Source organism: Roseivivax sp. CAU 1761 (assembly GCF_054482755.1).
On the sequence record NZ_JBTLRM010000042.1, the window covers coordinates 18,711 to 30,999 of the forward strand.

A 12,289-nucleotide genomic window follows, 5' to 3' on the forward strand; every position below is an offset into this window, starting at 1 on the left:
CCTGCCGATCCATCTCGCCGGGCGCATATGTCGCCCGCCGCCCAACCGGCAGGCCCGGCCGCGGGTTCCGGGCCGCGCGGCGCCCGCCCCGTCCGGCAGGGCATCGGCCCCCGCGGACGCGGCGCGCCCGGCCTCCGGAGCGCCGCGCCGTCCAGGCGGCGCCGTTCAGAACAGCGAGCCCTGCTCCGGTTCGCGGCGTTTCGCGCCGCGGCGCGGCCCGCTGCCGCCGAGACGCAGCCGGCCGTCGGCGAATTGCAGCTCCAGCCCGCTCGCCGCCTCCGCCGCGGCGCGGTCGGTGACCACGTGGCCGTCGCCCCAGACCACCGCGAAGCCACGCTCCAGCGTCTGTTCGTAGCCCAGCGAGGCGCGCAGCCGCTCCAGCGCGTCGAGCCGCCGCCGCTCGGCGGCGATGGCGTCGCAGAAGCTGGCATCGAGCCGCCGCGCCATTTCGCCCAGCCGGTCCCGGCGGCGCCCGATCCGTTCCTCAATCGGGCCCGGGCGCAGCCGGTCGGCGCGCCGCGCAAGGGCGTCGCGGCGCCCCGCCACCACCCGGCCCAGGGCCGGCGCCAGCCGCGCCTGCCATTGCCCGAGATGCCGCCGTTCCTCGCCCAGGCGGCTGCGCAGCAGGCCCGGGCGCAGCGCCCCGGCGCAGTCCGACAGCGCCAGCCGCCGCGCCTGCACGCCGCGGATCAGCGCCGAGGGCAGCCGCTCGGTGGCCATGTCGAGCCGCTGCCGCGGCGCCTCGAGCAGCGCCTCGGGCCGCGGCAGGGCGCGGCCGAGATCGGCCAGGCGCTGCGCGCGCACCTCCAGCCGGTAGCCCGCGGCGCGCGCCAGGCGGGCACCGAAATCCTCCAGCCCCGCCATCAGTTCGCGCCGCACCGGCACGGCGATCTCGGCCGCCGCGGTGGGCGTGGGCGCGCGCCGGTCGGCGACGAAGTCGATCAGCGTGGTGTCGGTCTCGTGCCCCACCGCCGAGATCAGCGGGATCGCCGAGGCCGCCGCGGCGCGCGCCACGACCTCCTCGTTGAAGCCCCAGAGATCCTCGATCGAGCCGCCGCCGCGGGCGACGATCAACAGGTCGGGCCGCGGCAGCGCGCCGCCCGGCGTCAGCGCGTTGAAGCCGGCGATGGCGCGTGCCACCTCGGGCGCGCAGGCCGCGCCCTGCACCGCCACCGGCCAGATCAGCACCTTGCGCGGAAAGCGTTCGCGCAGCCGGTGCAGGATGTCGCGGATCACCGCCCCCGAGGGCGAGGTGACGACCCCGATGACCTCGGGCAGGTAGGGCAGCGGGCGTTTGCGCGCGGCGTCGAACAGCCCCTCGGCCTGGAGCTGCGCCTTGCGCTTCTCCAGCATCGCCATCAGCGCGCCCTGCCCGGCGGGGCTGATGGTCTCGATCACCAGCTGGTATTTCGACTGCCCCGGAAAGGTCGTCAGGCGGCCGGTGGCAATCACCTCCATGCCTTCCTCGGCCGGGGTCTCCTGGCGCGCCGCGACACCCTTCCACATCACCGCCGAGATCACCGCGCGGTCGTCCTTGAGGTCGAGATAGACATGGCCCGAGCGCGGCCGCGACACCCGCCCGACCTCGCCGCGGATCCGCACATTGCCGAACTCGCCCTCGATCACCCGCTTCACCGCGCCGGAGATCTCCGAGACGGTGAATTCCGGGGTGTTGCCGCTCTCGTCCTCGAACAGGTCCATGCCGCCTCCGCCATCCTCGCGCGCCGTCCAGAGTAGAGGCTTGCCGCGGCGGATGAAACCGTCCCCGGCACCCGCCCCGGGCCAGGGCGCCCGTCGCCCGACCTCCTGGAAAACGGCCAGACGACCGTCCCGCCCCGGGGCGCGCCCCGCCCCGCCGCGGAACCGCGCCCCGACGCACCTGTTGGGGTGTAGCAATCCGGAGGAAGCATGCCAGGCCGCACCGTTCCCGACTCCACCCAGGAACGCCCCTATCTGCTGCTCGTCATGGCGGCGCTGGGCGGGCTCGGCTGCCTGTCGCTGATCCTGGGCACCCTGGTCGCGCAGGCCATCGTGCCGAACCACGACTGGGTCGCCGACACGATCAGCGATCTCGGCGCCGGACGCTGGGAAATCGTCATGGATGTGGCGCTCTACGGCTTCGCCGCCGGGCTCTTCGCGCTGGCGCTGGCGGCCGCCCATGCCCATCTCGGCAAGATCGCCTGGACCGCCGGCGTGGTGCAGCTGGCGCTGCTCGGCGGGCTCGTCATCGTGGTGGGGGCGCGCAACGAATACGGCGACGGCGACAGCGGCGGCGTGGTGATCCACATCTACCTCGTCTACGCGCTGGGCGCGCTGTTCACCGCCATGCCGCTTTGCCTCGCGCCCGGGCTGCGGCGCGACCACGCGCGCACGGCGCGGCTGCTGGTGCTCCTGGCGGTGGCCTGGGCGGTGCTGTCCCCGCTCTTCCTGCTCGCCCCCGACCACCTCGACGGGCTGGCCGAGCGGGCGCTCGGGCTGGTGGCCTGCGCCATGCTGGCGCTGCTCGCCCGGGCGTTCTGGCGCCGCGGGCGCAGCGCCGACCCGCGGACCGGCTGAGTCCCGCCCCGCCTTGCCCGCCGGGCTCCGCCCGTCTAGGAGACGCGGCACAGGACGGATCAGGGCGGATCGGGGGCGCAACAGATGAACATCCTCATTCTCGGCGGCGGCGGACGCGAACACGCGCTGGCTTGGGCGGCGCTGCAGAACCCGAAATGCGACAAGCTGATCGTGGCGCCGGGCAATGCCGGCATCGCCCAGATCGCCACCTGCGCGCGGCTCGACATCGAGGATGGCGGCGCGGTGGCGGAATTCGCCGGCGAGAACGCCATCGACCTGGTGATCATCGGCCCCGAGGCGCCGCTCGCCGCGGGCGTGGCCGACATGCTGCGCGATGCCGGCATCCTGGTCTTCGGCCCCTCCGCCGCCGCTGCCCGGCTCGAGGCCTCGAAGAGCTTCACCAAGGAGATCTGCGACGCCGCCGGCGCCCCCACCGCGGCCTGGGCGCGCTTCACCGAGGCCCCGGCGGCACGCGCCCACGTGGCGCAGGCCGGAGCGCCGATCGTGGTCAAGGCCGACGGCCTGGCCGCCGGCAAGGGCGTGGTGGTCGCCGAGACCGTCGCGGAGGCCGAGGCCGCCATCGACGAGATGTTCGCCGGCGCCTTCGGCGCGGCCGGCGCCGAGGTGGTGATCGAGGAGTTCATGCGCGGCGAGGAGGCGTCGTTCTTCGTGCTGGTCGACGGCGAGACGGTGCTGCCGATCGGCACCGCGCAGGACCACAAGCGCGTCGGCGAGGGCGATACCGGCCCCAATACCGGCGGCATGGGCGCCTATTCACCGGCCCCGGTGATGACCCGGGAGGTCGAGGCCCGGGCGCTCGAGGAGATCGTGCGCCCGACCATGGCCGAGATGGCGCGCCGCGGCATGCCCTATTCCGGCGTGCTCTATGTCGGGCTGATGATCGAGAACGGCGCGCCGCGGCTGGTCGAGTACAATGCCCGCTTCGGCGATCCGGAATGCCAGGTGCTGATGATGCGGCTGGGCGCCCAGGCGCTCGATCTGATCCATGCCTGCGCCGAGGGCCGGCTGGCCGAGGCGCAGGTCGTCTGGGCCGAGGATCACGCCATGACCGTGGTGCTCGCCGCAAGCGGCTATCCCGGCGCCTACCGGAAGGGCAGCGCGATCGGCGGGCTCGACGCCCTGCCCGAGGACAGCTTCCACATGACCTTCCACGCCGGCACCGCCGAGCGCGACGGCCGCGTCGTGGCCGATGGCGGGCGGGTGCTGAACGCCACTGCGCGCGGTGCCACCCTGGCCGAGGCGCGGACCCGCGCCTACGCGCTGGTCGACGGCATCGACTGGCCCGAGGGCTTCTGCCGGCGCGACATCGGCTGGCGCGCCCTGCCCTGACCCGGCACCGCGGCCCACCCCCTTCTTCTGAGCCAAAATATCCCCGCCGGAGGCATCCCCGGCTGCCGGGAGGCGCGCCGCGCAACGAAAAGGCAGCCGGCCGGACGGCGCGGCCCGCCCACCCCCTTCTTCTGAGCAAAAGTATCCCTGCCGGAGGCATCCCGGCCCGCCGCTGGGCGCCCCCGCCGGGACCGGTGCGCCCCGGCGGCCCGCCCTCAAAGCGTCAGCACGGTGCTCCCGGTGGTGCGGCGCGCCTCCAGCGCGCGGTGCGCCTCGGCCACCTCGTCGAGCGGGAAGCGCTGGTCGACGCGGATCGTCACCGCGCCCGAGGCCACCTTCTCCATCAGCATCGCCGCCATTTCGCGGCAGGTCTCGGGCCGGGCGATATGGGTGAAGATCGTCGGCCGGGTCAGCTTCAGCGAGCCCTTGGCGCCCAGCGTGGCAATCTCGAGGGGCGGCACCGGGCCGGAGGCGTTGCCGAAGGAGATCATCATGCCGAGCGGTGCCAGGCAGTCCAGCGAGCCGTCGAACGTGTCGCGTCCGACCCCGTCCATGACCGCCGCGACGCCCTCGCCATGGGTCAGTTCGCGGACCTGCGCGACCCAGTCGGGGGCGCGGTAATCGATGCATTCGGCGGCGCCGTGCTCGCGCGCGAGCGCGCATTTCTCGGCGCTGCCGGCGGTGCCGATCAGGCGGATGCCCTCGGATTTGGCCCATTGGCAGGCGATCAGCCCGACGCCGCCCGCGGCGGCGTGGAACAGCACCGTGTCGCCGGCCTTGAGCGGTGTCGTTCGGTGGAAGAGATACTGCACGGTGAGGCCCTTGAGCATCATCGCCGCGCCGCTCTCGAAGGAGATCGCGTCGTCGAGCCGGACCACCTGCGCCGCCGGCATCACCCGGGCCTCGGAATAGGCGCCCGGGGGGGCCGCGGCATAGGCCGCGCGATCGCCGGGGGCGAGGTGCGAGACCCCTTCGCCCACCGCCTCGACCACGCCCGCGGCCTCCATGCCCAGCGCGTGCGGCAGGTCGAGCCGGTAGAGGCCCGAACGCTGGTAGGTGTCGATGAAGTTCAATCCGCAGGCCTCGTGGCGGATGCGGATCTCGCCGGGGCCGGGCTCGCGCAGGTCGCGCGCCTCGAGGCGCAGCATCTCGGGGCCGCCATGTTCGTGGATGACGACGGTCTTGGCCTTGTCCATTGCGCTCTCCTCAAGCCACTTTCAGGGCGATCTTGCCGATATGGTCCGAGCTCTCCATGCGGGCATGGGCGGCGGCGGCCTCGGCCAGGGGAAATTCCGAATCCATCACCGGCGCCACCTGCCCCGTCTCCAGCAGCGGCCAGACCCTGGCGCGCAGCGCCTCGGCGATGCGCGCCTTGGCGAGATCGCTCTGCGGCCGCAGGGTCGAGCCGGTGATGGTGAGCCGGCGCATCATCACCGGGGCGAAGTTCAGCGCCACCTTGGGCCCCTGCAGGAAGGCGATCTGCACCAGCCGGCCGTCATCGGCCAGCGCCTTGACGTTGCGCGGCAGGTAGTCGCCGCCGACCATGTCGAGGATCAGCTCGGCGCCCCCTTCGGCGCGCAGGATCTCGACGAAATCCTCGTCGCGGTAGTTGATCGCGCGCTCGGCGCCGAGATCGGTGCAGGCGGCGCATTTCTCGGCCGAGCCGGCGGTGGCGAAGACGCGGGCGCCGAAATGCCGCGCCAGCTGGATCGCCGTGGTGCCGATGCCGGAGGAGCCGCCATGGACGAGGAAGCGCTCCCCGGCCTCGAGGCCGCCGCGCATGAAGACGTTCGACCAGACGGTGAAGAAGGTCTCGGGCAGGCAGGCCGCCTCCTTCATCCCCATGCCCTCGGGCACCGGCAGGCAATGGGCGGCGGGCGTGAGGGCGTATTCCGCGTAGCCGCCGCCCGGCAGCAGCGCGCAGACCGCGTCGCCGACCGCCAGCCCGGTGACGCCGGGGCCCAGCGCCGCGACCCGGCCCGAGGCTTCCAGCCCCGGCAGGTCGCTGGCCTCGGGCGGCGGCGCGTAGAGCCCGGCGCGCTGCAGCGCATCCGGCCGGTTGACCCCGGCATAGGCGATCTCCAGCAGCACCTGGCCGTGACCGGGCTCCGGCCGGGGCCGCACCACCGGCACAAGGACCTCCGGCCCGCCGGCCTCGCGGATCTCCACGGCGCGCATCGTCTCACTCATCCTCGGGGCTCCTCGTCCTTGACGCGCGGAAGGTGGGGCAGAGCGGCGCCGAGGGCAAGTCAGCGTTCCGGCGCGGTGGCGCCGGGAACCGCCTGCGGCGTCCCGGTGCTACCCGGGGCCGCCGGATCGACCCGGGCCACCGGGCCGGGATCGGGCGCGGCGCCGCCGCGCCGCCCGGGCAGGTCGGCGCCGCCCCCGGCGGCATCCGCGCCGGCGGGACGCCGGACCCGGCCCGCCAGCCCCTCGGTCAGGCGCAGGGCATCGCCCAGGAGCGGCATCCGCCGGACCGCGGATTTCATCTCCTCGATCTTCATCACGTCGTCGATGCGGCGGTCGAGAAACGCCCAGGTTTCCACGTGCCCGGGCGAGTCGTCGCCGAGCCAGTAGAGGATGGTGGCGGAATAGACCCCGGCCAGGGTGGCGCGCTTGGAATACCAGTTGGCGTCGTCGGAGGTGTCGCCCAGCGCCGTCCAGATCGCGTCGGCGGTCTGCCAGATCGCCCGCGCGCCCTCCGCGGCATAGGGCGGCAGGGCGAACAGCGTCATGCCGCGGCGCACCGCCTCGCGGTCCTCGACGGCCTCGATGCGCAGCCGCACGGCGCGCGCCACCTTGTCGCGGAAGCGCAGGGCGGACAGGTCGCTCTCGGCCAGCCGGCGGCGCATCTCGGCATCGCCGCGGCGGTGGAAGGACAGCGCCAGGTCGATGCCGCCGCGCGGGTAGAGCGCCTTGGCCACGACCGGATTGACGCCCGAGGCGGCGACGGCGGCGCGAAAGGTCGCCTCGGACCAGCCCTCGAAGGGAACATGGGCCAGGGCCGCGTCGAGCAGCTTGGTTTCGGGATCGTCGGGCATGGTGATCTCCTTCGGCCGGAAGCCCCGGCCCGGGCGGTGCCGGGGCGCGGGACTGGACAAGCTAGCGGCATCTTGCTATAGGGCCACCTCCTGCAATTCCATGCAACTTCAACCTAGAAAGGTGGTGACAACCACATGCAGGTCAGCGTTCGCGACAACAATGTCGATCAGGCGCTTCGTGCCCTGAAGAAGAAGCTGCAGCGCGAGGGCGTGTTCCGCGAGATGAAGCTTCGGCAGCATTTCGAGAAACCGTCCGAGAAGCGTGCCCGCGAGAAGGCCGAGGCCATCCGCCGTGCCCGCAAACTGGCGCGCAAGAAGGCGCAGCGCGAAGGTCTCCTCTGAGGAGTCTTCCTTCCGAGACGCAACGAACGACGACCCCCGGGGCGCGAGCCTTTCGGGGGTTTGTCATGTCCGCCGCCCGGATCGCGGAGCGCCGGATCGGCCGGACGGCGCCGAGCCGGCCCGGCGCGCTTCCCCGGACCGGCGGCGCGGCGTAGCATCCCGGCACCGCGTCCCGCGGCCGGGAGACCCGCCATGCAGATCACCGTCGAAACCCTCGTGAAGGCCCCGCCCGAGGAGGTCTGGCGCGCCTGGACCACGCCCGAGGACATCTGCGCCTGGAACGCCGCCTCGCCGGACTGGCACACGCCCCGGGCCGAGATCGACCTGCGCGCCGGCGGCCGCTTCTGTTCCCGCATGGAGGCCCGCGACGGCAGCGCCGGGTTCGATTTCGAGGGCGTCTTCGAGCACGTCGAGCCGCAGCGCCGGATCGAGAGCCGGATGGACGGGCGCCGGCTGGTGGTGGAGTTCCTGCCCGAGGCAGAGGGCACCCGCGTGCGCGAGACCTTCGACGCCGACGAGGTCTACCCGCCCGAGGCCCAGCGCGCCGGCTGGCAGGCCATCCTCGACAACTTCGCCCGCCACGTCGAAGGGCGCTGAGCCCCGCCCGCCCCTGCCCTGCCGGGCAGCCGGCCGTCGCCCCGCGCCAGGGTCAGGCGCGCGCCGCGGCGAGGATCAGGTCGGCGGCCTTCTCGGCGATCATGCCGGTGGGCGCGTTGGTGTTGCCGCTGGTGATCGTCGGCATGACGCTGGCATCGACGACGCGCAGCCGTTCGGTGCCGCGCAGGCGCAGCTCGGCATCGAGCGGCGCGGCGGCGTCCTCGCCCATGCGCACGGTGCCCACCGGGTGGAAGATCGTGGTGCCGATATCGCCGGCGGCCCGCGCCAGCTCCTCCTCGCTCTGCGCCGCGGGGCCGGGCTTCAGCTCCTCGGGCGCGTAACGCGCCATCGGCGCCTGCGCCATGATCCGCCTTGTCAGCCGGATCGCCGCCGCGGCGACCTGCCGGTCGCCCTCGGTGGAGAGGTAGTTGGGCCGGATCTCCGGCGCGGCGCGGAAATCGCCGCTGCTCAGATGGACGTGGCCGCGGCTCTCGGGGCGCAGGTGGCAGACGCTGGCGGTGATCGCCGGGAACGGGTCGAGCGGCTGGCCGAAGGCCGGCAGCGACAGCGGCTGGACGTGGTATTCCAGATCCGGCGTGGCGAGATCGGGGCGCGAGCGCGCGAAGGCGCCGAGCTGCGACGGCGCCATCGACATCGGCCCGGAGCGCAGCAGCGCGTATTGCAGGCCGATCCGCGCCTTGCCGATCCACGAATTGGCCAGCTGGTTCAGCGTCCGGCCATGCGCCAGCTTCCACGAGCAGCGCAGTTGCAGGTGGTCCTGGAGGTTGCCGCCGATCGCCGCCATGTCGCGCCGGACCGCGATGCCGTGGCGGGCCAGAAGCTCCGCCGGGCCGAGGCCGGACAATTGCAGCAGGTGCGGCGAGCCGACCGCGCCGGCCGACAGGATGACCTCGGCCCGGGCGCGCACCGTCTCCTCGACGCCGTCGCGGTCGATCACCACGCCGATGGCGCGCGCGCCCTCGAAGGCCACCCGCTTGACATGCGCGCCGGTGACCACGCTGAGCTTCGTTCGGTCCGCCGCCTTGAGGTAGGCGGTGGCCATGCTGACCCGCCAGCCGCGCTTCTGGCTGACCTTGAAATAGCCCACGCCCTCGTTGTCGCCGGTGTTGAAATCGGTGATCTTGGGCAGCCCGGCGGCGGCCGCGGCGTCCTGCCAATCGTCCAGCACCGGCCATTTCAGGCGCTGCTTCTCGATCCGCCAGGGCCCGCCCGCGCCGTGATGCTCGGAGGCGCCGTCCTGGTAATCCTGGGCCTTGAGGAAGTACGGCTTCACGTCTTCCCAGCCCCAGCCCGCGAGCCCCTGCTGGCGCCACTGATCGTAATCCGCCGACTGGCCGCGCAGGTAGAGCATGCCGTTGATGGCCGAGCAGCCGCCGAGGATGCGGCCGCGCGGATAGAGCAGCGAGCGCCCGTTCAGCCCCGGCTCCTCGGCGGTGCGGAACATCCAGTCGGTGCGCGGATTGCCGATGCAGTAGAGATACCCCATGGGAATGTGCACCCAGGGGTAATTGTCGCGCCCGCCCGCCTCGAGCAGGATCACCGAATGCCCGGCATCGCTCAGCCGCCGGGCCAGAACGCAGCCGGCGGTGCCGGCGCCCACGATCACATAATCTGCCTGCATGTCACCTCCGCGGCGCGACCATTGTCGATCCGGACGGCGAGGGCAAGCCGATCTCAGAACCGCCCGCGCCGGCCGTCGAATTGCCGCAGCTCGACCCCGGCCCCGGCCAGCCCGTCGCGCACCGCGCGGGCGATGGCGAGCGCGGTCGGCCCATCGCCGTGCAAACAGATCGTGTCCACCGCGGCCGGCAGCCGCACCGCGCCCTCGGTCAGGATGGCGCCGGCCTCGACCATCTCGACCATGCGCGCGGCGGCGCGTTCGGGGTCGCGGATCACCGCCCCGGGCTGCGACCGGTCGACCAGGGTGGCGTCGTCGTTATAGGCCCGGTCGGCGAAGATCTCGCCGGCCCAGGCGCAGCCCAGCGCCTCGGCGGCGCGCTGCTGCGCGGTGCCCGAGAGCACCATGACGATGAGATCGGGCGCCACTTCGAGCGCCGCGGCATAGGCCACACGCGCCATCTCGGCATCCTCGGCGGCCATGTTGGCCATCGCCCCGTGCAGCTTCAGGTGGCGCACGGTGCAATCCAGCGCCCGTGCCATGCCGATCGCCGCCGCGACCTGATAGCGCACCAGGTTGGCGAGGCTCTCGGACGGCATGGCGAGCCGCCGCCGCCCGAAGCCGCGCAGGTCGTCGAAGCCCGGATGCGCGCCGATCCCGACGCCGTTCTCGCGCGCCAGCCGCATCGTCTGGGCCATCACGTCGGGGTCGCCGGCATGCAGGCCGCAGGCGATGTTGGCCGAGGTCACGACCTCGAGGATCTTGCCGTCCTCGCCCATCACCCAGGGCCCGAAGCTTTCGCCCATATCCGCGTTCAGATCGACTCGGTCCATCGTCTCAGCCCTCGCTGTCCAGTTCGTCGCCCGCGCTGACCCCGCCCACCAGCTGGTAGGCGAGGAGATCGGGCATGTCGTGCGGATCGCGGACCAGCGCGGTGGTCCGCCGCGCCAGTCCCGCCCGCGCCTCGAGGTCGGCCCTGACCAGCGCCCGCGCCTCGTCCAGCGCCACGAAGCGGCAGGTCAGCGGCGCGCCCGGCGCCGCCTGGGCGATGCGCGGCAGGTCCGGCGCGATCACCGTGCCGATGCGCGGATAGCCACCGGTGGTCTGACATTCGCTGAGCAGCACGTAGGGCGCGCCGTCGCCGGTGACCTGGATGTCGCCCGGCACGATGACCTCGGAGACCACGGCGAGCCCGCCCTCGGCCTGGAAGCCCTCGCCCTCGAAACCCAGCCGCACCCCCATCCGGTTGCCGCGGGCATCGCGGGTGAAGCGGGCCGTCTCGAAGCGCTGCCGGGTGGCCGGGGAAAAATTCGCGGTCTGCAGGCTCGCCACCACGCGCAGCGCGCCGCCGGAGAACCGGTCGGCCACCTCCAGCCGCCGCCCCGCCGTCCCGCCCGGATCGTCGCCGAGGGGCAGCCGGTCGCCGGCCGCGAGGGCGGCGCCGATCCCGGCATTGAGGTGCGCGGCGCGCGATCCCAGCACCGGCTCGGTGGCGATGCCGCCGCCGACATGCAGATAGCCGTAGACGCCGCGGAGGGCACCGCCGATCTCCAGCACCGCGCCGGCCGGCAGGGCATGGCTGGCGTTCCAGGCCAGCGCGGCGCCGTCGCAGCGCGCCGCCATCGGCGCGCCGGTGAGCGCGATGCGGGCCGGGCGGGTGAGCTCGAAGCGGCCGCCGGTGCCGGCCATCTCGAGCGCCGCCAGCCCGGCCGCCTGGCCCAGCAGCGCCGCGCCCTCGGCCAGGGCCAGCCGGTCGGCGGCGCCGCCGCGCGACACGCCGTAGGCCAGCCAGCCGGGCCGCCCGGCATCCTGCACCGTGACGCCGGGCCCGGCGCGGTGGACGATCAGTTCGCCGCTCATGCGATGGTCTCCCGCCGCAGGCCGCCGGAGGGATCGCCCTCGAGGCGGACAAAGGTCTCCGAATCCACCGCCTCGAAGCGCACCTCGTCGCCCGGCGCCAGCAGGAAGGGCCGCTCGGCGCCGGGCTGGAACAGCCGCACCGCGGTCTGGCCGACATGGCGCCAGCCGGTGGGCGAGCCCTGCGAGAACAGCACCAGCTGCCGCACCGCCTGCACCAGCGCCCCGGCCGGGACCTGCTGCAGCTCGCGGCGCCGCGGCAGGTCCCAGTGTTCGGGCAGCGTGCCGAGATAGGGCTGGCCGGGTGCGAAGCCGATGGCGATGACGCGCAGCGCCCGGTCGGTCAGCGAGGCCACCGCCGCGGCCGGGTCGAGCCCCGCCTCCGCCGCCGCGGCCGCGAGATCGGGCGCGCCCGCGCCCTCGAAGAGCGCCGGGATGCGCAGCAGCGCCCGGCCCGCGGGGAGCGCTGCCGCCGTCCAGTCGCGGTCGCCCAGCAGGGCGTGCAGCCGGGCCTCGATGGCGGCGGCATCGGCGAAGGGATCGACGCGCAGATAGACCGAGACGAGCGCGGTGGAGGTTTCCTCGACCCCGGCGGGCGCGTCGCGGTCGAGCGCGGCGCGGAAGGCCAGCGCGGCGCGGTTGGCCGGCTCGCTCAGGCGGTCGGCAAAGCGCACCACGAGGCCGTCGGTGCCCGCCGTGTCGATGCGCGGAAAGCGCTGGATGGTCTCGTCCTGCTGCATGCCCACCTCTCCTGCCGGTCCAGATGAACCGGAGGAGCGGCGGCGACGCAACCCCGGCGCGGAGATGGCGCAGGATGCGACGACGGCCCGGGCGAAGATCGCCCGGGCCGTTCCGTCATCTCGGGCCCCGGTGGGCCTGTCGGCGCGCGCGGCTCAGGCCGCGCGGC

The 12,289-nt window shown here is 73.8% G+C and carries 12 protein-coding genes; 4 read left to right on the plus strand and 8 right to left on the minus strand.

What is annotated here, in order from left to right; all coding sequences use genetic code 11:
- Positions 1-165 precede the first annotated feature (165 nt).
- On the minus strand, positions 166-1,701 hold the full coding sequence (xseA, locus tag ACXYMW_RS18025; protein WP_459036722.1) for an exodeoxyribonuclease VII large subunit: 1,536 nt from the start codon (positions 1,699-1,701) through the stop codon (positions 166-168).
- A gap of 207 nt (positions 1,702-1,908) precedes the next feature.
- Between xseA and ACXYMW_RS18030 the strand changes: the two genes are divergently transcribed.
- Both ACXYMW_RS18030 and purD read left to right on the plus strand, forming a co-directional pair.
- Positions 1,909-2,556, plus strand: a complete 648-nt coding sequence (locus ACXYMW_RS18030; protein ID WP_459036723.1) for a DUF998 domain-containing protein — start codon at positions 1,909-1,911, stop codon at positions 2,554-2,556.
- Positions 2,557-2,640: 84 nt separating this feature from the next.
- Positions 2,641-3,906 (plus strand): phosphoribosylamine--glycine ligase, encoded by a 1,266-nt coding sequence (gene purD / locus ACXYMW_RS18035; RefSeq protein ID WP_459036724.1) that lies wholly within the window; start codon positions 2,641-2,643, stop codon positions 3,904-3,906.
- A gap of 215 nt (positions 3,907-4,121) precedes the next feature.
- Here the strand turns inward: purD and ACXYMW_RS18040 are convergent, their stop codons facing one another.
- From ACXYMW_RS18040 to ACXYMW_RS18050, 3 genes are read right to left on the minus strand one after another with little or no spacing between them, the layout of a single operon-like run.
- Complete coding sequence (locus ACXYMW_RS18040) at positions 4,122-5,102, minus strand: quinone oxidoreductase family protein (protein WP_459036725.1); 981 nt, start codon at positions 5,100-5,102, stop codon at positions 4,122-4,124.
- Between the two features lie 10 nt (positions 5,103-5,112).
- Positions 5,113-6,096, minus strand: coding sequence for an NAD(P)H-quinone oxidoreductase (locus ACXYMW_RS18045; protein WP_459036726.1), 984 nt, complete (start codon positions 6,094-6,096; stop codon positions 5,113-5,115).
- A gap of 59 nt (positions 6,097-6,155) precedes the next feature.
- Positions 6,156-6,947 carry a COQ9 family protein gene (locus ACXYMW_RS18050; protein WP_459036727.1) on the minus strand — a complete coding sequence of 264 codons (792 nt, stop codon included), beginning with the start codon at positions 6,945-6,947 and terminating at the stop codon, positions 6,156-6,158.
- 135 nt (positions 6,948-7,082) lie between these two features.
- On the opposite strand from ACXYMW_RS18050, the gene rpsU reads away from it, so the two are divergent.
- A complete protein-coding gene (rpsU, locus tag ACXYMW_RS18055; RefSeq protein ID WP_057812606.1) occupies positions 7,083-7,289 on the plus strand; it encodes a 30S ribosomal protein S21 in 207 nt (68 codons plus the stop codon).
- A gap of 192 nt (positions 7,290-7,481) precedes the next feature.
- Positions 7,482-7,886, plus strand: a complete 405-nt coding sequence (locus ACXYMW_RS18060) for an SRPBCC family protein (RefSeq protein WP_459036728.1) — start codon at positions 7,482-7,484, stop codon at positions 7,884-7,886.
- 52 nt (positions 7,887-7,938) lie between these two features.
- Here the strand turns inward: ACXYMW_RS18060 and ACXYMW_RS18065 are convergent, their stop codons facing one another.
- The 4 genes from ACXYMW_RS18065 to ACXYMW_RS18080 are packed head-to-tail and all read right to left on the minus strand — an operon-like array spanning position 7,939 to position 12,122.
- Positions 7,939-9,528 (minus strand): GMC family oxidoreductase, encoded by a 1,590-nt coding sequence (locus ACXYMW_RS18065; protein WP_459036729.1) that lies wholly within the window; start codon positions 9,526-9,528, stop codon positions 7,939-7,941.
- A gap of 53 nt (positions 9,529-9,581) precedes the next feature.
- Positions 9,582-10,358, minus strand: a complete 777-nt coding sequence (locus ACXYMW_RS18070) for a LamB/YcsF family protein (RefSeq protein WP_459036730.1) — start codon at positions 10,356-10,358, stop codon at positions 9,582-9,584.
- A 4-nt stretch (positions 10,359-10,362) separates the two neighbouring features.
- On the minus strand, positions 10,363-11,385 hold the full coding sequence (locus ACXYMW_RS18075; RefSeq protein ID WP_459036731.1) for a 5-oxoprolinase subunit C family protein: 1,023 nt from the start codon (positions 11,383-11,385) through the stop codon (positions 10,363-10,365).
- Positions 11,382-12,122 (minus strand): 5-oxoprolinase subunit B family protein, encoded by a 741-nt coding sequence (locus ACXYMW_RS18080; protein ID WP_459036732.1) that lies wholly within the window; start codon positions 12,120-12,122, stop codon positions 11,382-11,384. The genes ACXYMW_RS18075 and ACXYMW_RS18080 overlap by 4 nt, the downstream gene beginning before the upstream one ends.
- Between the last annotated feature and the right edge of the window lie 167 nt (positions 12,123-12,289).

Bases quoted from the DNA above. Each gene is read 5' to 3' on its own strand.
- xseA (WP_459036722.1), bottom strand. From the start codon at position 1,701: ATGGACCTGTTCGAGGACGAGAGCGGCAACACCCCGGAATTCACCGTC.
- ACXYMW_RS18030 (WP_459036723.1), top strand. From the start codon at position 1,909: ATGCCAGGCCGCACCGTTCCCGACTCCACCCAGGAACGCCCCTATCTG.
- purD (WP_459036724.1), top strand. From the start codon at position 2,641: ATGAACATCCTCATTCTCGGCGGCGGCGGACGCGAACACGCGCTGGCT.
- ACXYMW_RS18040 (WP_459036725.1), bottom strand. From the start codon at position 5,102: ATGGACAAGGCCAAGACCGTCGTCATCCACGAACATGGCGGCCCCGAG.
- ACXYMW_RS18045 (WP_459036726.1), bottom strand. From the start codon at position 6,096: ATGAGTGAGACGATGCGCGCCGTGGAGATCCGCGAGGCCGGCGGGCCG.
- ACXYMW_RS18050 (WP_459036727.1), bottom strand. From the start codon at position 6,947: ATGCCCGACGATCCCGAAACCAAGCTGCTCGACGCGGCCCTGGCCCAT.
- rpsU (WP_057812606.1), top strand. From the start codon at position 7,083: ATGCAGGTCAGCGTTCGCGACAACAATGTCGATCAGGCGCTTCGTGCC.
- ACXYMW_RS18060 (WP_459036728.1), top strand. From the start codon at position 7,482: ATGCAGATCACCGTCGAAACCCTCGTGAAGGCCCCGCCCGAGGAGGTC.
- ACXYMW_RS18065 (WP_459036729.1), bottom strand. From the start codon at position 9,528: ATGCAGGCAGATTATGTGATCGTGGGCGCCGGCACCGCCGGCTGCGTT.
- ACXYMW_RS18070 (WP_459036730.1), bottom strand. From the start codon at position 10,358: ATGGACCGAGTCGATCTGAACGCGGATATGGGCGAAAGCTTCGGGCCC.
- ACXYMW_RS18075 (WP_459036731.1), bottom strand. From the start codon at position 11,385: ATGAGCGGCGAACTGATCGTCCACCGCGCCGGGCCCGGCGTCACGGTG.
- ACXYMW_RS18080 (WP_459036732.1), bottom strand. From the start codon at position 12,122: ATGCAGCAGGACGAGACCATCCAGCGCTTTCCGCGCATCGACACGGCG.